This window comes from Bacillus sp. COPE52, from assembly GCF_003355115.1.
Lineage (GTDB): Bacteria > Bacillota > Bacilli > Bacillales > Bacillaceae_G > Bacillus_A > Bacillus_A toyonensis.
The window spans coordinates 4,577,048-4,603,568 of sequence record NZ_CP031292.1; the positions used below are offsets into that span (position 1 = coordinate 4,577,048).

The window sequence follows — 26,521 nt, forward strand, 5'->3', positions numbered from 1 at the left end:
TATGGTCAATTTGTTAATAGGTATTATTTTTATATTGTTATGTGTCATTTACATACAATATAAAATGAGAAAAAATAGTAGTAAAAATTTGCGATACACATATGAAAAGTTAGAAAGTATTGTAAATGTACAAACAGGCGAGAAGTTACTCGTTATGACAGATGATCGAGAATTGCAAAAATTATTAGTGGCAATTAATCAATTATTAGATGCAAAACAGAAAACAAATGCAGATCATGCGAAAGTAGAAATTTCGATGAGAAAAATGCTTTCAAATATTTCACATGACTTGAAAACACCGCTAACAGTTATTCTTGGATATACAGAAATGTTAAATAAGGATAAAACAATGAATAAAGAAGAACAACAAATATTACTTGAAAAGGTGCATGTGAAAACACTAGAAGTAATGGAACTAATTCATAAGTTTTTTGACTTAGCAAAATTAGAATCTGGTGACAAAGCAATCGAGATGACAAAAGTGAATATGAATGAAGTTTGTCGTGAGAAGATTTTATCTTTTTATGATTTAGTGACGTCGAAAGGTTTTCATGTTCATATTGATATACCAGAAAGAAATATATATGCACTTGGAAATGTAGAAGTATTAGGTAGGGTATTGAACAATTTAATATCAAATGCAATTACATATGGAGACGATGGAAAGATACTGGGTATGACGTTAAGAGATGATGAAACGAATGTGTATATAGACGTATGGGATAAAGGAAAAGGGATTGATGAATCTCATATTGATAAAGTGTTTGAGCGTATGTACACACTTGAAGATTCGAGAAATAGATTGTACCAAGGAAGCGGTTTAGGGTTAACGATTACGAAAAGACTGGTGGAAGCGATGGATGGAAAAATTCATCTTTCTAGTAAGCCGTATGAAAAAACAATTTTTACAGTTGCATTAAAAAAGATGCAGTTTTAGCTTGTAGAGAAGTAGATTCTACAAGCTTTTTTTTCAGCGTAAGGAATTTGTAAGAAACGGGTAAGAAAAAAGAGATTTCCGTTGTCTATTATAAAAATATAAAGTAGTGCGAAAGGGGAAAGTGACATGACCTATATATTAAAAACGAATCAGTTAACGAAAGTGTTTAAAGGGAAAGAAGTTATTTCTAGCGTTAACATGCATGTGAAAAAAGGAGAGATATACGGTTTCTTAGGACCGAATGGTGCTGGTAAAACAACGATTATGAAAATGATTACAAATTTAATAAAACCGACGAGCGGTGAGATTGAAATTTTAGGTGAGAAGTTAACAGACACATCTTATGAAGTATTAAAAAGAATGGGGACAATTATTGAATACCCAATCTTTTATGATAAATTAACGGCGAAAGAAAATTTAGAATTACATTGTGAATATATGGGCTATTACGATAAAAACGCAATTGACCATGCATTACATTTAGTGAAACTGCAAGGGATAGATAATAAAAAAGTAAAAGATTTTTCATTGGGAATGAAACAACGACTTGGTATTGCAAGGGCAATCGTGACAAAGCCAGAATTGCTCATTTTAGACGAACCCATAAACGGTTTAGATCCAATTGGTATTAAAGAGTTACGAGACTTATTTAAAATGCTCTGCAAAGAATATGGCATTACATTATTAGTTTCTAGTCATATTTTAGGTGAGATGGAATTAATGGCGGATACAATTGGTGTAATTCAAAATGGAAAACTAATAAAAGAAGTTTCAATGAAGAGTATTAACGGAAAACAAACAGAGTACATTGAAATTACTGTTCCTGATGTGAAGCGTGCAGCTTATGTTTTAGAAGATAAACTTGGTATAAAAAATTATAAAATAATGAGCGGAAATATGATTCGTGTGTATGATACGGCAGTGTCTCAGCAAGCCATTTCAAAAGCACTTATTATGAATGATGTGGAAATTGAAAGTATTAATAAGAAACATAGTTCCTTAGAGGAATATTTCTTAAATGTAATGGATGGAGAGGGCATTCATGCTTAATGAATTGTGGCTGAACCTGGTAAGTGGATTAATCGTAATGTTTATAAGTGGAATTTTATATTATAGGAAACCAGAGCGGAAATGGTTGTTAATTCTACTAGTGATAGGAATGTTAAGCGTAGTTACTGCTGGAATTAGAATGTTAGCAGTGTAGAGACAGGTATATAAAGAATGGAGGCGTGGTTTATATGTTTAAATTAATGAAACTCGAATGGAAAAAACATAAATTATCTAGTTATTTTAAAGGAGCAGCGATTGGTATTATAGCAATTTTTGCTGCGGTAAGTCTTATGGCATGGGCATCTAAAGTAGAGGATGAGTTGATGTTCTCTAACTATATGGAATACATGTCTTTAGCAAATATTTTTATTAGAATTACATTTATTATTTTTGCATCGGTTATTTTATCACGTTTAGTGATTGATGAATACAAGAACAAAACAATACAGCTACTATTTATGTACCCACTGCAAAGGAAAATGCTAATGAAAGCGAAATTAGCAATTGTTTTTAGTTTTTGCTTTGTGAGCACGATAATCGCAACATTTATTATTAGTTTGCTCATACTCTGTATGAATCCAATAATAGGAATACTTGAAACGCCTGTTACGATGGGGGAAATAATAGCTACCGTTCCAACTACTATTATAAGTGCATTTATGATATCTGGTATAAGCTTAATTCCTTTATTTTTTGGAATGAGAAAGAAATCGACACCGACAACGATTACTTCAGCAGTAATAATTGGTATGCTGATTAATGGTAACGTTGGTCCTGGAAACGGTCAAGTAAGTATGTTTGAGTTTATAGCTATCCCAATCGTGCTCTGTTTATTAGGAATTTTCATTAGTTATCTATCGTATCGAAAAATCGACAAGATTGATGTGGCGTGAAGCAAGCTTAAAACAAAAACGAACTGGGGTATGACTGGTGAAAAAAATAATAGTAATTGCAATATTATTCATTACAATTGCTAGTGTGGTTTTTGGTTTTAAGATATTTCAGGTGAAAGATTTTAAGCAAGAAAAGTCTTTTGAGATAAATAATATAAAAGAAATAGAAGTAGACAATGAAAACTGGAATATTGAATTTAAAAGTACAGACGCTAATAAAATAGTAATTTCTGCTCAAGGTCAACAAGTAGATAAAGAAATAGATCCCGTCAAAATAGAAAATGACGAAAATAAAATTGTGATTAAGCAAAAACAAAAGGTGACCAAATTTTTTAATGGTTTTACGTTTAGGAAGAAAAATAGTATATGTATAGCTATTCCGAGGAAAGAAATAGACAAAATTGTAGTAAATAATAAATCGGGTGATGTGAAAATAAGAGATATAGTAGTAAAAAGTATCGTGACGAAAGGAAAATCTGGAGATGGAATGATTACAGGACTATTGGCAGAGAAGGGTGAGTTCATATCCGAAAGTGGGGATTTGATGTTAAAAGATAGTTCATTACAAGAAGTAAATATAACTTCTACTACTGGCGATAATTATGTGAAAAATGTAAAAAACGAAAATGTGAACATCACTTCAACATCTGGGGAAGTATTACTGAAAGATATGACAGAAGGAAAATCATTATTTGTAGAAACAAAATCAGGGGATATTGGCGTACGGTATAAAGGTGTCCCAGCATCATTGAAGCTTATGGCTAAAAGTAATTCAGCTGACGTAATAGTGGATTTAAAAGGACTTAAGAAAGATAAAAATACAGAAAAAATAAAAGTAGGAACGATTGGTGATGCAAAAAATGAAGCGAAGATTTTAAGTGAAACAGGAGTCATTTATATTGATTAAATCTTAGGAGGAAGGAGGACACTATCATGCTACATTTAATGAAGCTAGAATTGAAAAAGTTTAAGCTTGGTTGGTACGTGAAGAGAGCAATTATTGCAAATATTGTTATACTGGCATTAATGATCTTTGTGAGCATCATCGCTCAAGTAGAAGGTGATGCAGAAATAAGGAATCCAGAGACGATATTGTTAATGGCTAGCACAATAGTAAGAGCAACGTTTATTGTTTTTGGTAGTGTATTAATCGCAAGGCTAATAATTGGTGAATATAAAAATAAAACAATACTACTCATGTTTTCTTATCCCATTAACCGAAAGAAGATGATGGCTAGTAAGTTGGCTATTACAGCGACAGTAACATTTATAACAGTTATTGTATCTAACATTTTAGTAGTAGGAATTTTCTTTGGGATAGATAGTTATTTTTCAATTCTTCCTAATTCATTCACAGTAGATCAATTGATGCAAGAAGGAATAAAACTAGTTCCTTTAGCCATTGCAACTGCGGGAATGAGTTTAATCCCATTATATTTTGGAATGCGTAAACGTTCCGTGCCAACTACAATTGTTTCATCTCTTATCGTTGTCACAATTGCAATGAATAATGGCAACCCAGCGTTTTCTACAGCAACTTTTCTTCCTCTTCAACTAGCACTTGCAGCAATTGGAGTTGTAATTGCATATTACGGAATTAAAAATATAGAGAAGGAAGATATAACAGTATGACAAGAATACGTAAAAAAGAGTTGGCATTACACCAACTCTTTTTTACGTATGTATGCTTCGTTACTACTCTGTAAATTTGGAGTGTTTGCTCAAATATTCCTGAACTCCTGAAGAAATGTTAAAGTTATTAGGACTTTTATATTCGATAGTAAACTCTCCGTCGGTACTTGTTTCAAAGGAGATGGCATAGCTATTCGTTTTAGCATTGTAAGAAGTATTTTTGACTTCTGCATCTAAATTAAAGTATTTTGTAATATAATTCTTTGATTCCGCAATTGCTGCTTGTTTTCCCCAAGGGGTACCATAACTTGTGAAATATAGAGATACGCTAATAACTCCAATAATAGAAGTTAGTAAAATAGTTCCCATAACTATTTTTTTATTTTTTGTATTCAACTTGGTTACTCCTCTTCATAATATGTATTCATTTTAACCTATCTTTTCCATAAAACAACCATTTAGTAAAAATAGTTTCACATGAAACAAGTTACAGAAAAAGACAAGATGTGTAAACACCTTGTCTTTTTTTGTTGTTACATTTTAGGAACTTCCATTCCAGTCGCAGCCCATTCTTCTTTTGCAGGACCATATACGCCAGGGACTGTTAAGCCAGCTTGTCGCATTAAAACTGTCATTTGTCCGCGATGGTGATTTTGATGATTAATAAGTGTCATTAAAAATATAGAATTCGGCATAGGACGACCAAAGAAGTCATTAATAGTTGCTAAATCTTTATCAGTCCATTCGCTTTGAAGTGCTTCAACGAAAGCTGCATTCACTTTATGGTATTCATCTGCAATTTTTTTTGCAGAAGTTTGAACAGGATAATCTTTCGTTTCTCCTTCAAACTTTAGGCCTGTGCCAGATAGTATAACAGGAATTGCCGTTACGATATGCCAAGCAACTCTTCCTAATGTCCAATGCCCAGGCGCAATTTCTTGTGATAAAGATGCATCGGTTAATGAATTAAGCATTTTCTGAGTAGACTCTGCTTCGTAAGTCCATGATTGAAAGAAGCCTTCAATTGTTTGGTACATTGTTATCCCTCCTATTTTTGTTCATAGATTAAATTCGTGAGAGATAATATAATCCCTGTTCCACAAGAAATAATTAATTAAGTATTTGCTACAATATGAAAACAATTAGAAAATATTTGTAAAAGTGTCAGGAAACGAATGTGTTCATTCGTATATATAATGAATAAAGAAGGGGATAAAGAGTGGTGATAAGGGTGAAGGATATAGAAATAGTAGAAGGTCTTCGAAAACAAGACATGTTAGCATTACATACAGCAATTGATCGATATGGGGATTTAATTTATAAGGTGGTTCATAGTGTTTTAGATACGGCACAGAGCAAGGTATTAGTGGACGAATGTGTTGACGATATTTTATTAATCGTTTGGTACAACATTAGTAGTTATGATGAAAATCGTGGGAAGTTTAGAAACTGGCTCATATTTGTCGCTAAGTTTAAAGCTATTGATTATAAACGAAAAAGTAATAAGGCTTATCAATTACAAGAGCTTCAGCAAGAAATATATGAAGATAGAAAAAATGTCAATTTAACAAAAGAAGAGCGAGATTATAATTTTTACGTTTTAATTAAAGAATTGAATGAAGAAGATAAGAAAATTTTTATAAAAAGGTATTTAGATGAATATAGCGTACAAGAAATAGCGCTTGAATTCGGTATGACACGAGATACGGTATATAGCAGGCTTTCAAGAGGGAGAAAGAAATTGAAGAAGCTGTTGGGGGGGGAAAGAAATGAATAAAGAAAAGTTACTTCAGGAATTAAATAACTTGCAGTATAGCGATAATTTTGTAGATGATTATAGAAATGATGAGAAAAAAGAAAATAAATCGTACAAAAGAAGTTGTAACAAAAACAATTTTAATGAAACGTTGTTATGAGGTTGTACAAGAAGAGTTACAGGGAAGCGAAGAGATTTTATATAGTATGCTTGTCGAAAATCCTCGTGTGAAAAATTGGCAGACAGGCACAGCCATGACATTAGGGGTAGGCGTTCTTGCGATGAACTTCGGTATTAATAATGTGCTAATCGTTACAAATAAACGGTTGTATGTATTTTTTGTGGATCGTTATTATAATGAAGTTGATATAAAAGTATGTGTATTAAATGAAATAGCTTCTATGAGAACAATATTAGACCGTAAAGGTGGGAGTGAATTTCTACATATAAAGTATAAAAATGATAAGGAGTACGTATTATTGGGAAATGCTGATGATTACAGAGAGTTATTTAAAATGGTAGGTAGACTGAAAGTAGCAAATGGAATAGAACTAAAATTACAGGATAAGAAATTAAAGAGAAAGTTAACTTTAAAACGAAGTGTATTCAATATAATCATGTATGCACTTGTTATATATATTCTGTACAAAGCTTATATTAATTTTATGCCATAATAGGAAAAGACGGCTTCATATATATGAAGCCGTCTTTTAATTAACTTTCTTCCCACTCTTCCTCATCAACCATAAGAAATAAGGTGCCCCAAGTACAGCAACGACAAGGCCAGAGGGAATTTCTTTCGGATATGCGATTGTACGTCCAAGTAAGTCAGCAACAGAAAGAAGGATTGCTCCAAACAGAGCGGAACAAACGAATAATCTTTGATGATTCATACCAACAACAATTCTTGCTAAGTGAGGAGCGACAAGGCCTAAAAAGGCGATTGTACCGACAGCTGCGATATTTATAGATGCAAGAAGTGTCGCTAGTACAATTAGAGCAAGACGCGTTTTATTTACAGGCTGTCCGAGTCCAGTTGCTAAATCGTCTCCAAGTACAAGGACATCAAGTTGTTTCATTAAGAAAAAGATAATTGGTATAAGAATAAGTGATGGATATAGAATGATATTTTCTAAGTGATTCCATCCTCTTGCATACGTACTGCCTGATAGCCATGTTAAAGCAGCAGCAACATTCAAATTCGCTCTAACGATAAAGATTTGAATAATTGCTGAGCCGAGAGCCGAAATACCAATCCCTATTAAAGCAAGAGCTGTTGGACTAAATCCTGCTTTCCATGAGAAGAAGAGGACAATTCCAACTGCAAGTAGTCCGCCGATAAATGCACCAATTGGTAGGAAGAAACCTGGAAGTGCAGGGAAAACATACATAATAGTTAAAGCACCGACACCTGCTCCAGACGAAATACCAATAATCGAAGGGTCGGCAAGTGGGTTTCGTAATATTCCTTGGAAGACAAGCCCACTTATTGCAAGGCATGCGCCAGCAATAGCGGCAACGAGCATTCTTGGTAAACGAAGGTTCATCATCATATTTTTATCAAATTGCGTTAATTGCCCTGTTATAACATTTGTAATGCTTTCGATATAAGCATTACTACCGATTGTAACACCAAGAGCAATCGTCACAATACAAAGCGTGATAGATATGATGATTACCTTTTTATAAGAGTAATAGCGGGAACTAGCTCCAGCTGCATTCGCACCGTTATCATTCATATATTGTTTCGACTTCATCATACGATACACTAAATAAATAAGCCAAGGTGAACCAATCATTGCTGTGACTGCTCCAACAGGAAGTTCTGCACCAGTTGGATCTATTAATCTACCGACGACATCTGCCCCAAGTAATAATACTGCTCCCCATAAGAATGAGGAAAGAAGAAGAGTAAAGTGTTGCCGGTAACCAATAAGGCGCATTAAGTGTGGTGCAACTAAGCCAACAAACCCAATCGGTCCAACGACAGTGACAATTACTGCTGTTAAAAAGATTGCAGCAATGAAGGCGATAAGACGTGTTACTGCTGTTTTTTCACCAAGAGAAACAGCAACATCGTCACCAAGTAAGAGGATGTTGAGTTTACGAGACATAAATAGTAAAACTAGGAAAGAAATAATGATAAATGGAAAAGCAAATTGAACGCCATCCCAGTTATTTTGGATAAGAGAGCCAGCTCCCCATAAAAATAAACCAGCCGTTTCATTTTCATAGAAAAGCTGCATCGTTCCAGTAAAAGCAGAAAGCATTAATGTAACGACCATCCCAGCTAGTGCCATTCTAAGTGGGGTTCCCTTTTTCCCACCAGAAATACGGTATACAAATAAAGCAGTAATAGCACCACCGATAAATGTGAAAAGAAGTGAGTTAATTTGCAGACCTTTCGGTAAGAAAATTGTAGCCGCTACTAGAAAGAAATATGCGCCAGAGTGAATTCCCATTGTACTTGATTCAGCAAGTGGGTTTTTTGTTAATGTTTGCAAAATGACCCCAGATGCAGCAAGAGCACCTCCAGCTAAAATAGCAATTACGGCTCTAGGTAATCGAAGCATGATTAAAGTTTGGTGCTCTAGTGATTGGTTCGGTGAGATAAGAGCATCGATAATCATACTATAGGAAATATTTGCTTGCCCTTGTCCGATATGAATAAAGAAAAGGAGGAGCAAGAGAGCTGCTCCTCCTCCGAATACAAGACTTGCTCGAAGTGTATGTTGTAAGCTATTCATCGTGTAATCACTTCTTCGCTGTCATTACATCTGCTACTTGTGTTGCTAAAGATTTTGCAGACTCAGGACCACCGAAAATCCAAGTGTCGCCTTTTAATTTATACATTTTGTTTTCTTTTTTGAACTTTAATTCTTCCCAAGCAGGATTGCCTTTTAGTTGAGTGTCAAAAATGTTATCTTCATCCGCTACAATGTAAATGAAGTTTGAATCTTGTACACTTTGTAATGATTCTACAGTTGTTTGTTTGAAACCATCTGCCTCTGATTTACCCGCTTCAAAAGTGTTTGTTAAACCTAATTTTTTTGTAACTTGTAAAGCTGTAGAATTGTCAGTTAAGATGCGGAATGTTGGCACGTTTTTAGCAGTAAATGCTTGTGCCATTGCAATGTTTTTATCTTTTAAGCCTGCTTTGTCAATTTTTGCTTTTGCATCAGCAAATGTTTTATCCATATCAGCTAATACTTTTTTACCTTGTTCTTCTTTTCCAACAGCTTTTGCAATTTGTTTAAATGTTTCTGTCATTTCAGCAAAGTGATCGTTGTTGCTAGTTGATGGATCAAACATAACTGTAGGAGCAATTTGCTCTAATTCGTTTTTAATTGCTTTACCACGGAATGATGCTGTGATAATTAAATCTGGTTTTAGACGGCTAATTTCTTCTAAGTTTGGTTGTTGACGTGTCCCTACATCTACAACATCTTTACTCGGTTTTGTTTTTGTATTTACCCATTTATTATAATTCTTAATGTCTGCCATCCCTACTGGCTGAACACCAAGTGCTAATAAGTCTTCTGAATATACCCACTCAAGTACAACAACTTTTTTCGCTGGTTTATCTAACTTCGTTTCCCCTTCAGCGTGTTTAATTGTTATAGTTTGATTTTTATTGTCCGCTTTTGTTTCCTTTTTCTCCTCTTTTTGCTGTCCGCATCCAACAGCGAATAGAAGAATTACTATGAAAATACTGAGAATTTTCTTCATCTTCTGCCCCCAAATAAATTATTTAATTTGCAATGTACGATATTGAAAATCGTTATCAATTACAACATCCAAATCATACTATGATGATATTTTAAGTGTCAATATATTTTTAAAATTTTGACGAAAAATAACGAATTATACAGATTTCAATATATGAGGTTGAAATCTATATGTATATGAAAATGCAGAAAAGGAATTTCGTTTAAGCAGGAAGGCGAATGTACAAGCAAAAGGGAAGGGTGTCGCATGTAATAATTATTAGAATGTACAGAATAAAGTATTTCTTTATTATTGGATAGTTGTTTTATAATTCGTTGTTTGTACTGAAAAGATTGAATTTGAAGGAAGGGATCAACATGTCTTCATGGCTCAATAATACAAATGGATATTGTGGGTGTAATAATCAAAATGGTGTACATGTTGATTCATGTTGTTTTAGTTGCGATGGGACAGTACCTAAGCTTGGTCCAACAGGTCCAACGGGGGCAACCGGTGATACAGGCCCAACGGGAGCAACAGGAATAACAGGAGCAACGGGAGCAACAGGTCCAACAGGAGCGACAGGAATAACAGGAGCAACAGGTCCAACGGGGGCAACCGGTGATACAGGCCCAACAGGAGCAACAGGAGCAACGGGAGCGACGGGAGTAACAGGTTCAACAGGAGCAACGGGAGCGACGGGAGTAACAGGTTCAACAGGAGCGACAGGAATAACAGGAGCAACAGGAGCAACGGGTCCGACGGGAGTAACAGGTTCAACAGGAGCGACAGGAATAACAGGAGCAACAGGTCCAACGGGGGCAACCGGTGATACAGGCCCAACAGGAGCAACGGGAGCGACGGGGGTAACAGGTTCAACAGGAGCAACGGGTCCGACGGGAGTAACAGGTTCAACAGGTTCAACAGGAGCGACAGGAATAACAGGAGCGACGGGAGCAACCGGTGATACAGGAGCAACGGGTCCGACGGGAGCAACCGGTGATACAGGCTCAACAGGAGCAACGGGAGCGACAGGGATAACAGGAGCAACAGGTCCAACGGGGGCAACCGGTGATACAGGCCCAACAGGAGCAACCGGCACAAGTATAACGGCAACATACGCATTTGCAAATAATACGTCGGGTACAGCAATATCGGTATTACTTGGTGGAACAAATGTCCCGCTTCCAAACAATCAGAATATCGGTCCAGGTATTACAGTGTCTGGGGGGAACACAGTATTTACGGCTGCAAATGCAGGGAATTATTATATTTCATATTCGATTAATATAACGGCTTCATTATTAGTCAGTTCGCGAATTACAATTAATGGGGCACCGCTTGCTGGGACGATCAATTCCCCTGCAGTAGCAACCACATCGTTTAGTGCAACAATTATTACGACTCTTGCGGCGGGGAGTGCAATTAGTTTGCAATTATTTGGCTTGTTAGCTGTTGCGACGTTATCAACGACTACTCCAGGAGCGGTGTTAACAATTATAAGACTAAGTTAAATAATAACTCTCTTACTCTTTTAAGAGTAAGAGAGTTTGTACATATAATAAGAAGTTAATGAGGTAAAGCATAGTTATATAAAAGTCAGAATATTATGATTGTAACGTTGTTATGACTATAATATAATGAAAACAACCATCATGAATGAACATTCATTTATTTTTTATGTATTTGAAGGGGGAATGAAGGTGGAAAAACCTTGGTTGAAAAGTTATCCAGAGGAAATTCCTAGTACTATTTCTTATGATATTCAGCCACTTCATGGATATTTAGAGAAAATAGCTTCTCGTTATCCAGAAAAGAAAGCGCTTCATTTTTTAGGTAAAGACGTTACATTTTCAGATTTCCATGACAAGGTAAAGAAGTTTGCGAATTATCTGCAAAGGCTTGGTGTTGAAAAGGGAGATAGAGTTGCGATTATGTTGCCGAATTGTCCGCAATCTGTAATCGGTTATTATGGTACTTTGCTTGCGGGGGGGATTGTCGTACAAACGAATCCTCTTTATACAGAAAGAGAGCTTGAGTACCAACTTCATGACTCTGGGGCAAAAGTCATTCTTTGCCTTGATTTAGTGTTTCCGAGAGTTACTAATGTTCAAAATGCCACAAAGCTGGAGCACATTATCGTAACTCGTATTGCAGATTTCTTACCATTCCCTAAAAATTTACTTTATCCATTTGTACAAAAAAAGCAGGCGAATCTTGTTGTGAATGTGTCGGAAAGCGAAACGATTCATCTATGGAAATCAGTAGAAAGGGAAAGTACTGCTGATGTTGAGGTTCCCTGTGATCCTGAAAATGATCTAGCTCTTTTGCAGTATACGGGGGGAACGACAGGATTTCCAAAAGGGGTTATGCTGACGCATAAAAACCTCGTTTCGAACACTTTAATGGGAGCACATTGGTTATATAATTGTAAAGAGGGAGAAGAAGTGATCCTTGGTGTCCTTCCGTTTTTTCATGTATACGGAATGACAGCTGTAATGAATTTAAGTATTATGCAAGGGTATAAAATGGTGCTTATTCCGAAGTTTGATATGAAAATGGTTTTTGAAGCAATTAAAAAACATAAAGTTACACTATTTCCAGGAGCGCCGACCATTTATATTGCTCTATTAAATAGCCCTCTTTTAAAAGAATATGATATTTCTTCTATTCAGGCTTGTATTAGTGGCTCTGCACCGCTTCCTGTAGAAGTACAGGAGGAGTTTGAGAGCGTTACAGGTGGTAAACTGGTAGAAGGTTACGGATTAACGGAGTCATCACCCGTTACACATGGGAATTTCTTGTGGGAAAAACGTGTGCCAGGAAGTATTGGGGTACCGTGGCCAGATACGGAGTCAATCATCATGTCACTTGAAACAGGAGAGGCATTACCTCCAGGTGAAATCGGTGAAATAGTTGTTAAAGGCCCACAAATTATGAAAGGGTATTGGAATAAGCCAGAAGAAACGGCGGCTGTATTGCAAGATGGCTGGCTTCATACAGGTGATGTAGGATACATGGATGAGGATGGCTTTTTCTATGTGAAAGATCGTAAGAAAGATATGATTGTTGCTAGCGGTTTTAACGTATATCCTCGTGAAGTAGAAGAAGTGTTATATGAACACGAAAAGGTGCAAGAAGTAGTGACGATCGGTGTTCCTGATCCGTACAGAGGGGAAACTGTAAAAGCATTTGTTGTTTTGAAAGAAGGCGCTGAATGTTCTGAAGAGGAATTAGATCAGTTTGCACGTAAATATTTAGCGGCTTATAAAGTACCGAAAGTATACGAGTTTAGAAATGAATTGCCGAAAACGACAGTAGGGAAAATTTTGCGCCGCGTCCTAATAGATGAAGAGAAGAGGAAGAATGAGGATGAGCAAACGGGCTAAGGCCCTTTCTTTTTGAAAAAATAGGATTGACACTTTTCTAAATAGTCAGTATTATAAGAATATGAATGACTATTCATTCAGTCATCTTCTTGAAGGGGACAGTAAAGTGAAGAAAAATAGACCGAAATACAATCAAATTATTGATGCGGCAGTCATTGTGATTGCAGAGAATGGATACCATCAAGCGCAAGTTTCTAAAATTGCAAAGCAAGCTGGGGTAGCTGATGGCACGATTTATTTATATTTTAAAAATAAAGAAGATATATTAATATCCTTATTCCAAGAGAAGATGGGAGAATTTGTTGAAACAATTCGTCAAAAAACAGCAGGAATTGAAAGCGCTGTAGCGAAGTTATTCATGTTGGTAGAAACGCACTTCTTGCTGTTATCACAAAATGATCCTCTTGCTATCGTTACGCAATTAGAGCTAAGACAGTCCAATCAAGACTTGCGCCTTAAAATAAATGAAGTATTAAAAGGCTACTTACAAGTTATGGATGAAATTTTAGAGACAGGTATAAAGCAAGGTGAGTTTCAGGCGGACTTAAATGTTCGTGTGGCAAGACAAATGATCTTTGGAACAGTAGATGAAGTTGTGACCAATTGGGTAATGAGCGATCATAAGTATGATCTGGTCGCACTTTCAAAAACGGTACATGGGCTACTTATTGCGGCTTGTGGTTATCGTCAATAATGGGAGGGATCATGTTGAAATTCCTATCTGTAAGAGTTGAAGACCATATTGCGGTGGCGACGTTAAATCACGGGCCAGCGAATGCGATGTCTTCACAAGTTATGCATGACGTTACTGAGTTAATTGATCAAGTGGAGAAGGATGATAACATTCGTGTTGTTGTTATTCACGGTGAAGGGCGCTTCTTCTCAGCTGGAGCAGATATTAAAGAATTTACATCTGTTACTGAAGCGAAGCAAGCGACAGAATTAGCACAGCTTGGACAAGTTACATTTGAGCGTGTTGAAAAATGTTCAAAACCAGTTATCGCGGCAATTCATGGAGCGGCACTTGGCGGCGGCCTTGAGTTTGCTATGTCTTGCCACATGCGCTTTGTAACTGAAAGTGCAAAACTTGGTTTACCTGAATTAACACTTGGATTAATTCCTGGTTTTGCAGGTACACAGCGCTTACCACGTTATGTTGGGAAAGCGAAAGCTTGTGAAATGATGTTAACGAGTACACCAATTACTGGTGCAGAAGCATTAAAATGGGGACTTGTTAACGGAGTGTTTTCTGAAGAAACACTTTTAGACGATACACTTAAAGTTGCAAAACAAATTGCTGGAAAAAGTCTAGCAACAACTCGTGCTGTGTTAGAGTTATTGCAAACGACAAAATCGTCTCATTATTACGAAGGTGTACAGCGCGAAGCTCAAATCTTCGGTGAAGTATTTACGAGTGAAGATGGAAGAGAAGGTGTAGCAGCGTTTTTAGAAAAACGTAAGCCTTCGTTTAGTGGTAGGTAGTTCAATTATTTTTTTAATATAAATTAACAGAATTTTAAAATTGATAGAATCTTTCTGAAAAAATAAGGGGGTAAATGGAATGAACATCTACGTACTCATGAAACGAACATTTGATACAGAAGAAAAAATCGTAATTAAAAACGGTGCAATTTACGATGGCGAAGCGGAATTCATCATCAACCCTTACGATGAATATGCGATTGAAGAAGCAATTCAAGTAAGAGACGCACAAGGTGGAGAAGTTACTGTCGTAACAGTTGGTGGCGAAGATAGTGAGAAAGAACTTCGTACAGCATTAGCGATGGGCTGTGATAAAGCGGTATTAATTAATATTGAAGATGATGTTGAAAATGGCGATCAGTTTACAACAGCAAAAGTACTTGCTGAATATTTAAAAGATAAAGATGCAGATTTAATTTTAGGCGGAAACGTTGCGATTGACGGTGCATCTGGACAAGTTGGTCCACGCGTAGCTGAAGCGCTAAATATTCCGTACGTAACGACAATTACAAAACTTGAGATTGATGGTACAAACGTGAAGATTGAGCGTGACGTTGAAGGTGATACAGAAGTTATTGAAACGTCATTACCAGTTTTAGTAACAGCACAACAAGGTTTAAACGAACCGCGTTATCCATCGCTTCCAGGTATTATGAAAGCGAAGAAAAAGCCACTGGAAGAAGTAGAATTAGATGATTTAGATTTAGAAGAAGATGATGTGGAAGCAAAGACAAAAACAATTGAAATCTATTTGCCTCCTAAGAAAGATGCAGGAAAAGTGTTACAAGGCGAGCTGCAAGATCAAGTAAAAGAACTTGTATCGTTGCTCCATACAGAAGCGAAAGTAATCTAATAAAATACGAAATTATATATGCAGGAGGGAAAATCTATGGCTCGTAAAGTATTAGTAATGGGTGAAGTTCGTGACGGATCGCTACGTAACGTTTCGTTTGAAGCGGTAGCAGCAGCAAAAACAATTGCAGAAGGCGGTGAAGTGGTAGGTCTTCTAGTTGGAGACAGCGTTGCCTCTTTTGCAAATGAATTGATTCATTACGGTGCAGATCGCGTTGTGACAGTTGAAAATGATAAATTAAAATCATATACATCTGATGGTTACGCACAAGCGTTTTTAGCTGTATATGCTGAAGAAAAGCCAGAAGGTATCGTATTTGGACATACAGCACTTGGTAAAGATTTATCACCAAAATTAGCAGCGAAACTTGAAGCTGGTCTAATTTCTGATGTAACTGCTTTAGAAGTTGAAGGTGGAAATGTTATCTTCACTCGTCCGATTTACTCTGGTAAAGCGTTTGAGAAGAAGATTGTAACAGATGGTATCTTATTTGCGACAGTGCGTCCAAATAACATTGCAACTCTTGAAAAAGACGAGTCTCGCACAGGTGACGTGTCTTCTATTACAGTAGATGTGAAAGATTTACGTACAATTATTCAAGATGTTGTCCGTAAAACTGCAGAAGGCGTTGATCTTTCAGAAGCGAAAGTTATTATCGCTGGCGGACGTGGTGTGAAGAGTGAAGATGGATTTAAGCCATTAAAAGAGTTAGCTGATGTACTAGGCGGCGCTGTTGGAGCATCTCGTGGTGCTTGTGACGCTGAGTATTGCGATTACTCATTACAAATTGGTCAAACGGGTAAAGTCGTTACGCCAGATCTATACATTGCATGCGGTATTTCAGGTGCGATTCAGCATTTAGCTGGTATGTCTAACTCAAAAATAATCGTTGCAATTAATAAAGATCCAGAAGCAAGTATTTTCAAAGTAGCTGACTATGGTATTGTTGGTGACTTATTCGAAGTTTTACCTCTTTTAACAGAAGAGTTTAAAAAGTTAAAAGTACATTCATGATTTGAGTACCCTTGAGTTCCAAGTGAAGTACCCCTATATATAGAAAAAGGTGAGGGATCCCCTGTCCCTCACCTTTTTAGTGTTTCATCCATATTTTTATATAGTATAAAGGAACATTTTTTTGTTACAATACATAACGATACATATTATTCGCCACGTATATAAGTTAATGATATACTCTTGGTAGAATATACTTGAAGGAGGAAATAAAATGGCAATTATAAACGCAAATGACCAAAGCTTCGCAGCTGAAACTAGCGAAGGTGTTGTATTATTAGATTTCTGGGCACCTTGGTGTGGACCTTGTAAAATGATCGCTCCTGTATTAGAGGAAATCGATTCAGAACTAGGTGAAAAAGTAAAAGTAGTAAAAGTAGACGTTGATGAAAACCAAGAAACTGCTCGTCAATTTGAAGTAATGAGCATTCCAGCTCTTTTCGTATTAAAAGACGGTAAAGTAGTTGATCAAGCGTTAGGTTACAAACCGAAAGAAGCGTTAGTAGAATTAGTTTCTAAACACTTCTAAAAGAAAGAAGCTACCATTTGGTAGCTTTTTTTATTTTCCTTTTTTAAACCTTTCCGTTACAATAAAAGAACGTATGTTGGGTGTTTTGTCATTGTATGTTTTTATTTTGAATTTGCAATGATAAGCATGTAGAAATGGAGGTAGGCGAGTGCACGAACATTTGAAAGAGAAATTGGCTATTTTACCAGATCAACCTGGTTGTTATTTAATGAAAGATAAGCAAGGAACGGTTATATATGTCGGGAAGGCAAAAGTGTTAAAAAATCGTGTGCGCTCGTACTTTACTGGTTCGCATGATGGGAAAACACTTCGGCTTGTAGGAGAAATTGTAGATTTTGAATATATCGTAACCTCTTCAAATTTGGAGGCTCTTATTTTAGAGTTAAATTTAATAAAAAAGTATGATCCAAAATATAATATTCAATTAAAAGATGATAAAACATATCCTTTTATTAAAATTACCGCTGAAAAACAGCCGCGCTTACTCATTACGCGTAACGTAAAAAAGGATAAAGGAAAGTATTTTGGCCCTTATCCGAATGCACAATCAGCTCATGAAACGAAAAAACTATTAGATCGCATGTATCCGCTTCGCAAATGCTCAAACATGCCCGATAAAGTGTGTTTATATTATCATATGGGCCAATGTTTAGCACCTTGTGTGAAAGAAGTGACGGAAGAACAAAATAAAGAAATTGTGGATGAAATTATTAAGTTTTTAAATGGTGGACATAAAGAAATTCGTTCAGAATTAGAAACAAAGATGTATGAGGCTTCAGAGAAACTAGAATTTGAACGTGCGAAAGAATTACGAGATCAAATTGCTCATATAGATGCAATTATGGAAAAACAAAAGATGATTATGAGTGACTTAGTGGACCGTGATGTATTTGGATATGCAGTTGATAAAGGATGGATGTGCGTTCAAGTTTTCTTCGTTCGAAAAGGAAAGCTAATTGAACGTGATGTTTCTATGTTTCCAATCTATGATGAACCAGAAGAGGGATTTTTAACGTTTATCGGTCAATTTTATGAAAACAGCAGTCATTTTAAACCGAAAGAAATTGTTGTTCCAGGAAGTATAGACTCAGAATTAGTAGAGCGCTTTTTAGAAGTTGAAGCGACGCAGCCGAAACGTGGTAAGAAAAAAGATCTTGTAGAATTAGCAAATAAAAATGCGAAAATTGCACTTGAAGAGAAATTCTACTTAATTGAACGTGATGAAGAGCGAACGATTAAAGCTGTAGATCAGTTAGGAAAGCAGCTCGGGATTGAAACACCGTATCGTATTGAAGCGTTTGATAACTCAAATATTCAAGGAACAAATCCCGTTTCTGCAATGATTGCTTTTATCGATGGGAAACCAGCGAAGAAAGAGTACAGGAAATATAAAATTAAAACGGTTCAAGGACCAGATGATTATGAGTCTATGAGAGAAGTTGTGAGGCGCCGTTATACAAGGGCGCTTAAAGAGAATTTACCATTACCAGATTTAATCATTATTGACGGGGGAAAAGGTCATCTGGCAGCTGTAAGTGATGTTCTAGAAAATGAGCTTGGGTTATATATTCCGATGGCAGGCCTTGTAAAAGATGACAAACATAAAACATCCCATTTAATTATTGGGGATCCACCTGAACCGGTGATACTTGAGAGGAATAGCCAAGAATTTTATTTATTGCAGCGCATTCAAGATGAAGTGCATCGATTTGCGATTACATTCCATCGTCAATTACACGGGAAATCTGTCATTCAATCAGCACTGGACGATATTCCAGGAATCGGTGATAAACGGAAAAAGGTATTGTTAAAACATTTTGGTTCGTTAAAGAAGATGAAAGAAGCTTCTGTAGCAGAATTTGTCGAAGCGGGTATGCCGAAAAATGTCGCAGAAACAATTTATACGTATTTAACAGATAAGAAGACGTTGTAGTTTACAACGTCTTCTGTTTTTTGGTATAATTTCTGAAGATTTAAAATAAACGCATCTGAATGAAAATACAAAAAAGTCAACTAAACTTATATGTCTAGTTGACTGTAGGTAAGGCTACACTTCAATGAGATCTTTTATATCCCATTTCACAAGAAATGTAATAGAGTCTGAACGTTTTTTCTTTTCTTCGTATGACTCTGCTACGACGTTTCGTTGCTTCTGAATTTGCTCAGCAATGAATCCAGCTTCTAATTGATAAGAAGAATGTCTGTTTTGTTTTTGACGTTCAGCAATGAGAGTGCCTTTAAGTTGGAACTGCATTTCACGACGTTTATGCTCAATAATACTTAAAGTGCCCCAACCAGCTTTTTCAAAGAACTGAATGACTTCTTCAATTGTTTCTAGCGGATATTTTCTTGCAAGGTTTCTACCGGACCAGTATAAAATACCATCTAAATCGTTACCAATTAAATCAGGTAGTAATTCTTCACGTAGCAATTCATAAGCGAAGGCGTTCAATGAAACATCTTCTAAAGATGTTATATCGATTGTATTTTTGCTCACAATATTCCCCTCTTTCTATAGGGCTTATTATATAACATTTCTCATTTATAAAAACAGATTTTTCTTTAGGAAAATCTGAATATATAAGAAGAAAAAAAGAATTGGCAAATTATATGCAAATTATGTATACGTTTTCTTGACGCTTCGACAAAAATAGGAGTAAAATGAACTTGGTATCAAATTATGCTGAAATATTTCGAATAATTTTTTCAGTTTTTCTTATGCCAATAGTGAAAAAACATTATTGTTGTAAATTAATCTGAAAACAGCAGTCAAACATTCAAGGGGGTAATGGGGACATGAAAGGCCGCGAGTATACGTTTCGTAAGTGGCACTCATTAATGGGGGTCATCCCGGTTGGTGTCTTTTTGACGCAACATCTAATTGTAAACAACTTTGCAACAAGAGGAGCAGAGGCTTTTAACAAAGCTGCAGGCTTTATGGAGCTCCTTCCATTCCGGTATGCGCTAGAAATTTTCATCATCTTTTTACCTATACTGTACCATGCTATATATGGCTTATATATTGCATTTACAGCTAAGAACAATGCGGTATCTTACGGTTATTTCCGTAACTGGATGTTCGTCTTCCAACGAATTTCAGGTATCGTTACGCTGATCTTCATTTCTTGGCATGTCTGGGAAACTCGTATTCAAGCAATGTTAGGTAAAGAGGTAAACTACGATATGATGGCAGATATTTTAAACAATCCAGCTATGTTTGCATTCTATTTAGTTGGTGTTGTTTCAACAATTTTCCACTTTGCAAATGGACTATGGACATTCTGCATTAGCTGGGGAATTACAGTGTCTCCACGTTCACAAAGAATCTCTACTTATGTAACATTAGCTATTTTCTTAGGTCTATCTTATGTAGGTGTGAGTGCATTATTAGCGTTCATCGATCCACAGCTAGCAAACCAGTAAGGAGTGGGAGAGCATGAAAGGGAAACTTATAGTAGTCGGCGGTGGCTTGGCTGGCTTAATGGCAACGATTAAAGCGGCAGAAGCAGGAGTAAATGTTGAACTGTTTTCATTAGTACCAGTAAAACGTTCACATTCTGTATGTGCTCAGGGCGGAATTAACGGTGCCGTAAATACGAAAGGTGAAGGGGATTCTCCATGGATCCACTTTGACGATACAATTTATGGTGGGGATTTCTTAGCGAACCAACCACCAGTTAAAGCAATGTGTGAAGCAGCACCTGGTATTATTCATTTAATGGACCGTATGGGTGTTATGTTCAACCGTACGGAAGAAGGACTTCTTGATTTCCGTCGTTTTGGTGGAACACAACATCACCGTACAGCATTTGCTGGTGCAACAACTGGACAGCAATTACTATACGCATTAGATGAGCAAGTACGTCGTCACGAAGTAGCAGGACTTGTAACGAAATATGAAGGTTGGGATTTCTTACGAGCTGTTGTTGATGATGAAGGTGTGTGCCGAGGAATCGTTGCACAAGACTTACAAACTATGGAGATTAAAAGTTTCCAAGCTGATGCCGTGATTATGGCAACAGGGGGCCCTGGTATCATCTTTGGAAAATCAACTAACTCTATTATCAATACAGGTACAGCAGCGTCTGCTGTATATCAACAAGGTGCATATTATGCGAACGGTGAGTTTATTCAAATCCATCCAACGGCAATTCCTGGAGACGATAAGTTACGTCTTATGAGTGAATCTGCACGTGGTGAAGGTGGGCGTGTTTGGACATATAAAGATGGTAAGCCATGGTACTTCTTAGAAGAGAAATATCCTGCTTACGGAAACCTTGTACCTCGTGATATTGCAACGCGTGAAATCTTTGATGTTTGCGTAGAGCAAAAACTAGGTATTAACGGTGAAAACATGGTGTACCTAGATCTTTCTCATAAAGATCCGAAAGAACTAGATATTAAACTTGGTGGAATTATTGAAATCTATGAGAAGTTTACAGGAGATGATCCTCGTAAACTACCAATGAAAATCTTCCCAGCGGTTCACTATTCAATGGGCGGGCTATGGGTTGATTATAAGCAAATGACAAGCATTCCAGGTTTATTTGCAGCAGGTGAGTGCGATTATTCTATGCACGGTGGTAACCGCCTTGGTGCGAACTCACTATTATCAGCAATTTACGGTGGTATGGTAGCAGGACCGAACGCAATTGAGTATATGAAAGGTCTTTCTAAATCATCTGATGCTGTTTCATCTAGTGTATATGAGCAAAATGAATTAATCGAAACAGAGAAATTTAACAATATTTTAACGCTTGATGGTAACGAAAATGCATATGTTCTTCACAAAGAGCTGGGAGAATGGATGACAGATAACGTTACAGTAGTTCGTGAAAATAAAAAGTTATTAGAAACAGATGCAAAAATTGAAGAGTTAATGGCGCGTTACAAACGCATTAACATTAACGATACAGCGAGATGGAGTAACCAGGGTGCTTCATTTACACGTCAACTTGCAAATATGTTTGAGCTAGCTCGTGTTATTACAATTGGGGCATATAACCGTAATGAAAGCCGTGGAGCGCATTACAAACCGGAATTCCCAAATCGTGATGATGCAAACTTCTTAAAAACTACAATGGCAAAATTTGAGGGAGAAGGAAATGCACCAGCATTCCATTACGAAGAAGTGGATGTTTCATTAATTAAACCACGTAAACGTGACTATTCTTCAAAACATGATGTAGCTGCTAAGGGTGAAGAGAAGGGGGATAAGCAACATGTCTGAGAAAACAATCCGCCTCATCATTACGAGACAAGATGGACCAGATGCACAAGAGTTTGACCAAGAGTTTGAAATTCCATATCGTCCAAATATGAATATTATTTCGGCACTTATGGAAATTCGCCGTAATCCTGTTGATTCAAAAGGGAACCAAACAACTCCGATTGCATGGGATATGAACTGTTTAGAGGAAGTATGTGGCGCTTGCTCGATGGTTATTAACGGAAAACCACGTCAATCATGTACAGCGCTTATTGATCAATTAGAACAGCCAATTCGCTTAAAACCGATGAAGACATTCCCGGTTGTACGTGATTTACAAGTTGACCGTAGTCGTATGTTTAACGCATTAAAACGCGTTAAGGCTTGGATTCCAATCGATGGTACGTATGACCTAGGTCCAGGACCAAGAATGCCGGAGAAGAAACGTCAATGGGCTTATGAGCTTTCAAAATGTATGACATGTGGTGTTTGCTTAGAATCATGTCCAAACGTAAACAGTAAATCTGACTTTATTGGACCAGCACCGTTATCACAAGCTCGTTTATTCAACTCGCATCCAACAGGTGAAATGCACAAAGCAGATCGCTTACGTGCAATTATGGGAGATGGAGGGCTTGCAAACTGTGGTAACTCTCAAAACTGTGTGCAATCATGTCCGAAAGGTATTCCATTAACAACTTCAATCGCAGCATTAAATCGTGATACAACAATTCAATCGTTCAAAGATTTCTTTGGTAGCGATAATAACTATTAATAAATATGCCTCTTCATTTGAAGGGGCAATATTTATAAGGTTATTTTTCAGTTTATTCTGTATATTGGTAGTTGAAAAGGAGAGAAAACGATGAAGAGAATTTCTTATATTGAAGACTTTAAGCAATGGGAAAGTGGTTTTTCGTTTTACAATCCTGTAAAAGTTCGTTTCGGTGAAGTAGATATGTTTGGACATGTAAATAATGTCATTGCTTTTACATATTTTGAAGAAGCACGTATCGCATTGTTTAAAGAACTTGGATTTATGCAAGAATGGACAAATGAATCATCAGAAACGATGATCGTTGTTGCAGATTTACAATGTAATTTCATCAAACAAATATATTTTGATGAGCAGTTGAAAGTATATGTAAAGGCAGGAACAGTTGGGAATTCTTCTTTAGATTTGCACTATATGGTCAAAAATGCAGAAGGGGAAGTTTGTTTAGTTGGACGCGGTATGATGGTACAAGCATCGAAAAAAACAGGAAGAGGCGAGCCGTGGCCTGAAGAATGGAAGATGAAATTACTAAAATAATAGAAGAGAATACAAAAATAAGAGAGCGAATCGCTCTCTTATTTTTTATCCTTCATTGCCTCTTCTAATGTTAGATGGTGTTTATATATGTATGTGGCATATGGATTACCAACGTAGCGTAAGTGCCATGGTTCGTATGCGTACTCTGTTGTTTCTGTTTTATCTTCTAAATAACGAATGACAAATCCAAACTCATGGGCGTGTTTTGCAACCCATTTCCCTTCTGTTGTCTCGCCAAAGATTGGTTCTAATTGGAATTTAGCAGATTTTGAGCTAATATCCATTGCTAGACCAGTTTGATGCTCACTTGTTCCTGGAATTGCACTTACCGAATTAGCCTCAGTTTTTCCTTGGCGCTTAATATAGGTATTATGTAATGACTGTTGACGTTTGTAAGAACGGTAACCTGAAACTGCTGTAAGTTCTATCCCCTCGTTTTTCGCTGCTTGGAACATTTTCTCAAGCGCATCTGCAGCATCTTTACGAAGTAATGTTTTCTCTTTATCTTTTGGACTAGTAAATGGTACGTTCGGTTTCTTTAAATCTTCTGGAATATACCCATCTGGTAATTTACGATGTTTATTGACTAATACAAGAGCAGAATCTGGATTTGTTACAACGGAAAAATTATCATCTAGTTTTTTTTCATTATGATTAGCTTTTGGAAAAGCAGGAATCTCTTCTTTTGGATGATTACTATGTTTTTGACTTTCGACAGCTTTCGCCCCATTTTGTAATGGTGATTCAGAACTGAAATAAGCGAAAGATGTGATACCGATTACAATAGTAGCGGCAGAAATAATTATTATTTTTTTCATGATGCCTTGTAATCACAGTCCTTTCTTAATAAAATATGTATTGTTTTTATTATAAGTTTAGTTTGTTGAAAAAGAAATATAAGAGCCGTAACGTAATGAAAATGCAAAGAAAATGTCAGAAAATGTGTGAAATTGTAGTATTTTTTCATATAATTCATTTCTTATCTTTCATGAATTGAATTTTTTATGTAATATATATACATAAGAAGATGTAGCGATTATCGAGAATAAAGAACTTCTTGTATAGACTAGGAGTGAATGGGAATGGATTTTGCAACAATTATTGGACTCATTTTAGGATTTGTAGCGGTAGTAGTAGGGATGGTCGTCAAGGGCGCTGACGTAACAGCCTTATTGAATCCTGCCGCAGCATTAATTATTTTCATCGGTACATTTGCCGCAGTTTGTATTGCATTTCCGATGAATCAACTAAAAAGGGTTCCAAAATTATTTAAAGTTCTTTTTGGTTCAAATAAAAAGGATTTAAGTTACGAACAGTTGCTAGAATTATTTGTTCATTGGACATCTGAAAGTAGAAAATACGGTATTTTGTCTTTAGAGCAACAATTAGACAAAATTCAAGATGAATTTCTTTTACGTGGTATGAAATTTGTGATTGATGGCGTATCCGCAGAAGATTTAGAGCAGATTTTAGAAGCTGAATTAGAAGCAATTGAAGAAAGGCATGCAAAAGGAGCGGCGATTTTTTCACAAGCTGGTACGTATGCACCGACATTAGGGGTTTTAGGTGCTGTTATTGGTCTTGTAGCTGCGCTTGGTAATTTAACTGATATTGACAAGTTAGGACATGCTATTTCAGGTGCGTTTATTGCAACGATTTTTGGTATTTTTTCAGGTTATGTACTATGGCATCCATTTGCAAATAAGTTAAAGCAAAAATCTGCAGCTGAAATCGAGAAAAAACGTTTAATTATTGATTGTTTATTAATGTTACAAGAAGGTACATATCCGTTTATTATGAAGAACCGTATTTTAGGTGCACTTTCTGCAACTGAGCGTAAAAAGCTAGAAATAGGAGCAGAAAAAAATGCGGAGTAAAAAAAATAGAAGAGGTAAAAAGAAAAAACATGATGAACATATCGATGAAACGTGGTTAATTCCGTATTCTGATATGTTAACGTTGTTATTTGCATTATTCATCGTATTATTCGCAATGAGTAGTATAGATGCTGCGAAGTTTAAACAGATGGCAGTAGCTTTTCGGAGTGAACTAGCAGGTGGAACAGGAAATAAAGAGTTTTTAAGTGACCAGAAGCCGAATGAAGAGAAAGAGTTGTCAGCAAATAGTTTAGAATCTGAGCAGATTAAAAAGAATGCTGAGGCTGAAGTAAAGCAGCAAGAAATGAATGAATTAAAAGCGGTACAAAAAGGTATTGATAAATATATTGAGGAAAAGCAATTATCGTCTTCTTTTAAAACCGATTTAACTGAAAAAGGATTAATGGTAACAATATTAGAAAATGTACTATTCGACTCGGGGAAAGCAGATGTGAAATTAGAATCGTTAGGGATTGCAAAAGAGATGTCTAACCTGCTTGTTTCCGCATCACCTCGTGAGATTACAGTATCTGGTCATACAGATACTGTTCCTATCGCAAATGCTCAGTTTGCATCAAACTGGGAGTTAAGTACACAGCGTGCCGTTAATTTTATGCAGGTATTACTTCAAAATAAAGATTTGCAACCAGGAAAATTTAGTGCAATTGGTTACGGAGAATACCGTTCGATTGCACCAAATGATACACCGGAAGGAAAAGCAAAAAATAGACGTGTAGAAGTGTTTATTTTACCTTTAACGAGAAATATGCAATAAAGAAAGAGGATGGCAAATGCCATCCTCTTTTCAGAGTGTTGGGAAACCCTTTAGGGTTCCCAACATTCTGCAATCCTTTTTAATTTTAGTAAATGAAAACAATATAAA

At 36.4% G+C, this 26,521-nt stretch carries 27 protein-coding genes and 1 pseudogene; 22 read left to right on the plus strand and 6 right to left on the minus strand.

The window, feature by feature from the left end:
* The first annotated feature begins 1 nt into the window (after position 1).
* The 6 genes from DPQ31_RS23150 to DPQ31_RS23175 all read left to right on the plus strand — a co-directional run bounded on the left by DPQ31_RS23150 (position 2) and on the right by DPQ31_RS23175 (position 4,512).
* Complete coding sequence (locus DPQ31_RS23150) at positions 2–937, plus strand: HAMP domain-containing histidine kinase (protein ID WP_052943419.1); 936 nt, start codon at positions 2–4, stop codon at positions 935–937.
* Positions 938–1,063: 126 nt separating this feature from the next.
* Positions 1,064–1,987, plus strand: coding sequence for an ABC transporter ATP-binding protein (locus DPQ31_RS23155; RefSeq protein ID WP_000221101.1), 924 nt, complete (start codon positions 1,064–1,066; stop codon positions 1,985–1,987).
* Complete coding sequence (locus DPQ31_RS23160) at positions 1,980–2,141, plus strand: hypothetical protein (protein ID WP_000931273.1); 162 nt, start codon at positions 1,980–1,982, stop codon at positions 2,139–2,141. The genes DPQ31_RS23155 and DPQ31_RS23160 overlap by 8 nt, the downstream gene beginning before the upstream one ends.
* A gap of 34 nt (positions 2,142–2,175) precedes the next feature.
* Positions 2,176–2,880 (plus strand): ABC transporter permease, encoded by a 705-nt coding sequence (locus DPQ31_RS23165; RefSeq protein ID WP_208731062.1) that lies wholly within the window; start codon positions 2,176–2,178, stop codon positions 2,878–2,880.
* Positions 2,881–2,917: 37 nt separating this feature from the next.
* Entirely contained in the window at positions 2,918–3,787 is an 870-nt protein-coding gene (locus DPQ31_RS23170; protein ID WP_052943418.1) for a DUF4097 family beta strand repeat-containing protein, read from the plus strand.
* Positions 3,788–3,813: 26 nt separating this feature from the next.
* On the plus strand, positions 3,814–4,512 hold the full coding sequence (locus DPQ31_RS23175; protein ID WP_000902927.1) for an ABC transporter permease: 699 nt from the start codon (positions 3,814–3,816) through the stop codon (positions 4,510–4,512).
* A 63-nt stretch (positions 4,513–4,575) separates the two neighbouring features.
* Here DPQ31_RS23175 and DPQ31_RS23180 read toward each other — a convergent pair whose 3' ends face one another.
* Complete coding sequence (locus DPQ31_RS23180) at positions 4,576–4,908, minus strand: YfjL-like protein (RefSeq protein ID WP_208731063.1); 333 nt, start codon at positions 4,906–4,908, stop codon at positions 4,576–4,578.
* Between the two features lie 137 nt (positions 4,909–5,045).
* The gene (locus DPQ31_RS23185; RefSeq protein WP_208731064.1) at positions 5,046–5,549 is read right to left on the minus strand and encodes a DinB family protein; all 504 of its coding nucleotides are present in this window, start codon (positions 5,547–5,549) and stop codon (positions 5,046–5,048) included.
* Between the two features lie 185 nt (positions 5,550–5,734).
* On the opposite strand from DPQ31_RS23185, the gene DPQ31_RS23190 reads away from it, so the two are divergent.
* A complete protein-coding gene (locus tag DPQ31_RS23190) occupies positions 5,735–6,289 on the plus strand; it encodes a sigma-70 family RNA polymerase sigma factor (protein WP_097959273.1) in 555 nt (184 codons plus the stop codon).
* A pseudogene (locus DPQ31_RS23195) lies at positions 6,282–6,942 on the plus strand (septation ring formation regulator EzrA). The gene DPQ31_RS23190 and the pseudogene DPQ31_RS23195 overlap by 8 nt, the downstream one beginning before the upstream one ends.
* Before the next feature lie 36 nt (positions 6,943–6,978).
* Here the strand turns inward: DPQ31_RS23195 and fhuB are convergent.
* Together fhuB and DPQ31_RS23205 are read right to left on the minus strand one after the other, a co-directional pair.
* Positions 6,979–9,015 (minus strand): Fe(3+)-hydroxamate ABC transporter permease FhuB, encoded by a 2,037-nt coding sequence (gene fhuB, locus DPQ31_RS23200; RefSeq protein WP_001087100.1) that lies wholly within the window; start codon positions 9,013–9,015, stop codon positions 6,979–6,981.
* A 7-nt stretch (positions 9,016–9,022) separates the two neighbouring features.
* A complete protein-coding gene (locus tag DPQ31_RS23205; protein WP_000722817.1) occupies positions 9,023–9,997 on the minus strand; it encodes an ABC transporter substrate-binding protein in 975 nt (324 codons plus the stop codon).
* A gap of 356 nt (positions 9,998–10,353) precedes the next feature.
* Here DPQ31_RS23205 and DPQ31_RS23210 point away from each other — a divergent pair, with 356 nt between their 5' ends.
* The 8 genes from DPQ31_RS23210 (at position 10,354) to uvrC (ending at position 19,173) form a co-directional block, all read left to right on the plus strand.
* A complete protein-coding gene (locus tag DPQ31_RS23210) occupies positions 10,354–11,490 on the plus strand; it encodes a collagen-like protein (RefSeq protein ID WP_208731065.1) in 1,137 nt (378 codons plus the stop codon).
* A gap of 189 nt (positions 11,491–11,679) precedes the next feature.
* Positions 11,680–13,365, plus strand: a complete 1,686-nt coding sequence (locus tag DPQ31_RS23215; protein ID WP_208731067.1) for a long-chain-fatty-acid--CoA ligase — start codon at positions 11,680–11,682, stop codon at positions 13,363–13,365.
* Between the two features lie 61 nt (positions 13,366–13,426).
* A complete protein-coding gene (locus DPQ31_RS23220) occupies positions 13,427–14,059 on the plus strand; it encodes a fatty acid metabolism transcriptional regulator FadR (RefSeq protein WP_002039688.1) in 633 nt (210 codons plus the stop codon).
* An 11-nt stretch (positions 14,060–14,070) separates the two neighbouring features.
* Positions 14,071–14,847, plus strand: a complete 777-nt coding sequence (locus DPQ31_RS23225) for an enoyl-CoA hydratase (RefSeq protein WP_000911298.1) — start codon at positions 14,071–14,073, stop codon at positions 14,845–14,847.
* Between the two features lie 79 nt (positions 14,848–14,926).
* Positions 14,927–15,700, plus strand: coding sequence for an electron transfer flavoprotein subunit beta (gene etfB, locus DPQ31_RS23230; RefSeq protein WP_001029031.1), 774 nt, complete (start codon positions 14,927–14,929; stop codon positions 15,698–15,700).
* 36 nt (positions 15,701–15,736) lie between these two features.
* Positions 15,737–16,714: an electron transfer flavoprotein subunit alpha gene (gene etfA, locus DPQ31_RS23235; RefSeq protein WP_000101960.1), complete on the plus strand. Its 978-nt coding sequence runs from the start codon at positions 15,737–15,739 to the stop codon at positions 16,712–16,714.
* Positions 16,715–16,925: 211 nt separating this feature from the next.
* On the plus strand, positions 16,926–17,240 hold the full coding sequence (trxA, locus tag DPQ31_RS23240) for a thioredoxin (RefSeq protein ID WP_000974757.1): 315 nt from the start codon (positions 16,926–16,928) through the stop codon (positions 17,238–17,240).
* Positions 17,241–17,388: 148 nt separating this feature from the next.
* The gene (gene uvrC / locus DPQ31_RS23245) at positions 17,389–19,173 is read left to right on the plus strand and encodes an excinuclease ABC subunit C (protein ID WP_000544286.1); all 1,785 of its coding nucleotides are present in this window, start codon (positions 17,389–17,391) and stop codon (positions 19,171–19,173) included.
* A gap of 114 nt (positions 19,174–19,287) precedes the next feature.
* On the opposite strand, the gene DPQ31_RS23250 is transcribed toward uvrC, so the two are convergent.
* On the minus strand, positions 19,288–19,737 hold the full coding sequence (locus DPQ31_RS23250) for a YslB family protein (protein ID WP_000042215.1): 450 nt from the start codon (positions 19,735–19,737) through the stop codon (positions 19,288–19,290).
* A gap of 299 nt (positions 19,738–20,036) precedes the next feature.
* Here DPQ31_RS23250 and sdhC point away from each other — a divergent pair, with 299 nt between their 5' ends.
* From sdhC to DPQ31_RS23270, 4 genes are all read left to right on the plus strand, one after another.
* Positions 20,037–20,663 carry a succinate dehydrogenase cytochrome B558 gene (gene sdhC / locus DPQ31_RS23255; RefSeq protein ID WP_000678354.1) on the plus strand — a complete coding sequence of 209 codons (627 nt, stop codon included), beginning with the start codon at positions 20,037–20,039 and terminating at the stop codon, positions 20,661–20,663.
* Between the two features lie 13 nt (positions 20,664–20,676).
* Positions 20,677–22,470 carry a succinate dehydrogenase flavoprotein subunit gene (sdhA, locus tag DPQ31_RS23260; protein ID WP_000676745.1) on the plus strand — a complete coding sequence of 598 codons (1,794 nt, stop codon included), beginning with the start codon at positions 20,677–20,679 and terminating at the stop codon, positions 22,468–22,470.
* The gene (gene sdhB / locus DPQ31_RS23265; RefSeq protein ID WP_001291830.1) at positions 22,463–23,224 is read left to right on the plus strand and encodes a succinate dehydrogenase iron-sulfur subunit; all 762 of its coding nucleotides are present in this window, start codon (positions 22,463–22,465) and stop codon (positions 23,222–23,224) included. The genes sdhA and sdhB overlap by 8 nt, the downstream gene beginning before the upstream one ends.
* A gap of 90 nt (positions 23,225–23,314) precedes the next feature.
* On the plus strand, positions 23,315–23,761 hold the full coding sequence (locus DPQ31_RS23270) for an acyl-CoA thioesterase (RefSeq protein WP_000822754.1): 447 nt from the start codon (positions 23,315–23,317) through the stop codon (positions 23,759–23,761).
* Positions 23,762–23,799: 38 nt separating this feature from the next.
* Here the strand turns inward: DPQ31_RS23270 and DPQ31_RS23275 are convergent, their stop codons facing one another.
* Complete coding sequence (locus tag DPQ31_RS23275) at positions 23,800–24,579, minus strand: M15 family metallopeptidase (RefSeq protein ID WP_208731069.1); 780 nt, start codon at positions 24,577–24,579, stop codon at positions 23,800–23,802.
* 264 nt (positions 24,580–24,843) lie between these two features.
* Between DPQ31_RS23275 and motA the strand changes: the two genes are divergently transcribed.
* Together motA and motB are read left to right on the plus strand one after the other, a co-directional pair.
* A complete protein-coding gene (gene motA / locus DPQ31_RS23280) occupies positions 24,844–25,638 on the plus strand; it encodes a flagellar motor stator protein MotA (RefSeq protein WP_000344856.1) in 795 nt (264 codons plus the stop codon).
* Positions 25,628–26,413, plus strand: coding sequence for a flagellar motor protein MotB (motB, locus tag DPQ31_RS23285; RefSeq protein ID WP_001256738.1), 786 nt, complete (start codon positions 25,628–25,630; stop codon positions 26,411–26,413). The genes motA and motB overlap by 11 nt, the downstream gene beginning before the upstream one ends.
* Positions 26,414–26,521 lie beyond the last annotated feature (108 nt).

Bases quoted from the DNA above. Each gene is read 5' to 3' on its own strand.
- etfB (WP_001029031.1), top strand. From the start codon at position 14,927: ATGAACATCTACGTACTCATGAAACGAACATTTGATACAGAAGAAAAA.
- DPQ31_RS23155 (WP_000221101.1), top strand. From the start codon at position 1,064: ATGACCTATATATTAAAAACGAATCAGTTAACGAAAGTGTTTAAAGGG.
- DPQ31_RS23270 (WP_000822754.1), top strand. From the start codon at position 23,315: ATGAAGAGAATTTCTTATATTGAAGACTTTAAGCAATGGGAAAGTGGT.
- sdhB (WP_001291830.1), top strand. From the start codon at position 22,463: ATGTCTGAGAAAACAATCCGCCTCATCATTACGAGACAAGATGGACCA.
- trxA (WP_000974757.1), top strand. From the start codon at position 16,926: ATGGCAATTATAAACGCAAATGACCAAAGCTTCGCAGCTGAAACTAGC.
- DPQ31_RS23220 (WP_002039688.1), top strand. From the start codon at position 13,427: ATGAATGACTATTCATTCAGTCATCTTCTTGAAGGGGACAGTAAAGTG.
- DPQ31_RS23205 (WP_000722817.1), bottom strand. From the start codon at position 9,997: ATGAAGAAAATTCTCAGTATTTTCATAGTAATTCTTCTATTCGCTGTT.
- DPQ31_RS23225 (WP_000911298.1), top strand. From the start codon at position 14,071: ATGTTGAAATTCCTATCTGTAAGAGTTGAAGACCATATTGCGGTGGCG.
- DPQ31_RS23275 (WP_208731069.1), bottom strand. From the start codon at position 24,579: ATGAAAAAAATAATAATTATTTCTGCCGCTACTATTGTAATCGGTATC.
- DPQ31_RS23160 (WP_000931273.1), top strand. From the start codon at position 1,980: ATGCTTAATGAATTGTGGCTGAACCTGGTAAGTGGATTAATCGTAATG.
- motA (WP_000344856.1), top strand. From the start codon at position 24,844: ATGGATTTTGCAACAATTATTGGACTCATTTTAGGATTTGTAGCGGTA.
- fhuB (WP_001087100.1), bottom strand. From the start codon at position 9,015: ATGAATAGCTTACAACATACACTTCGAGCAAGTCTTGTATTCGGAGGA.
- etfA (WP_000101960.1), top strand. From the start codon at position 15,737: ATGGCTCGTAAAGTATTAGTAATGGGTGAAGTTCGTGACGGATCGCTA.
- motB (WP_001256738.1), top strand. From the start codon at position 25,628: ATGCGGAGTAAAAAAAATAGAAGAGGTAAAAAGAAAAAACATGATGAA.
- sdhA (WP_000676745.1), top strand. From the start codon at position 20,677: ATGAAAGGGAAACTTATAGTAGTCGGCGGTGGCTTGGCTGGCTTAATG.
- DPQ31_RS23185 (WP_208731064.1), bottom strand. From the start codon at position 5,549: ATGTACCAAACAATTGAAGGCTTCTTTCAATCATGGACTTACGAAGCA.
- DPQ31_RS23150 (WP_052943419.1), top strand. From the start codon at position 2: ATGGTCAATTTGTTAATAGGTATTATTTTTATATTGTTATGTGTCATT.
- sdhC (WP_000678354.1), top strand. From the start codon at position 20,037: ATGAAAGGCCGCGAGTATACGTTTCGTAAGTGGCACTCATTAATGGGG.
- DPQ31_RS23175 (WP_000902927.1), top strand. From the start codon at position 3,814: ATGCTACATTTAATGAAGCTAGAATTGAAAAAGTTTAAGCTTGGTTGG.
- DPQ31_RS23210 (WP_208731065.1), top strand. From the start codon at position 10,354: ATGTCTTCATGGCTCAATAATACAAATGGATATTGTGGGTGTAATAAT.
- DPQ31_RS23165 (WP_208731062.1), top strand. From the start codon at position 2,176: ATGTTTAAATTAATGAAACTCGAATGGAAAAAACATAAATTATCTAGT.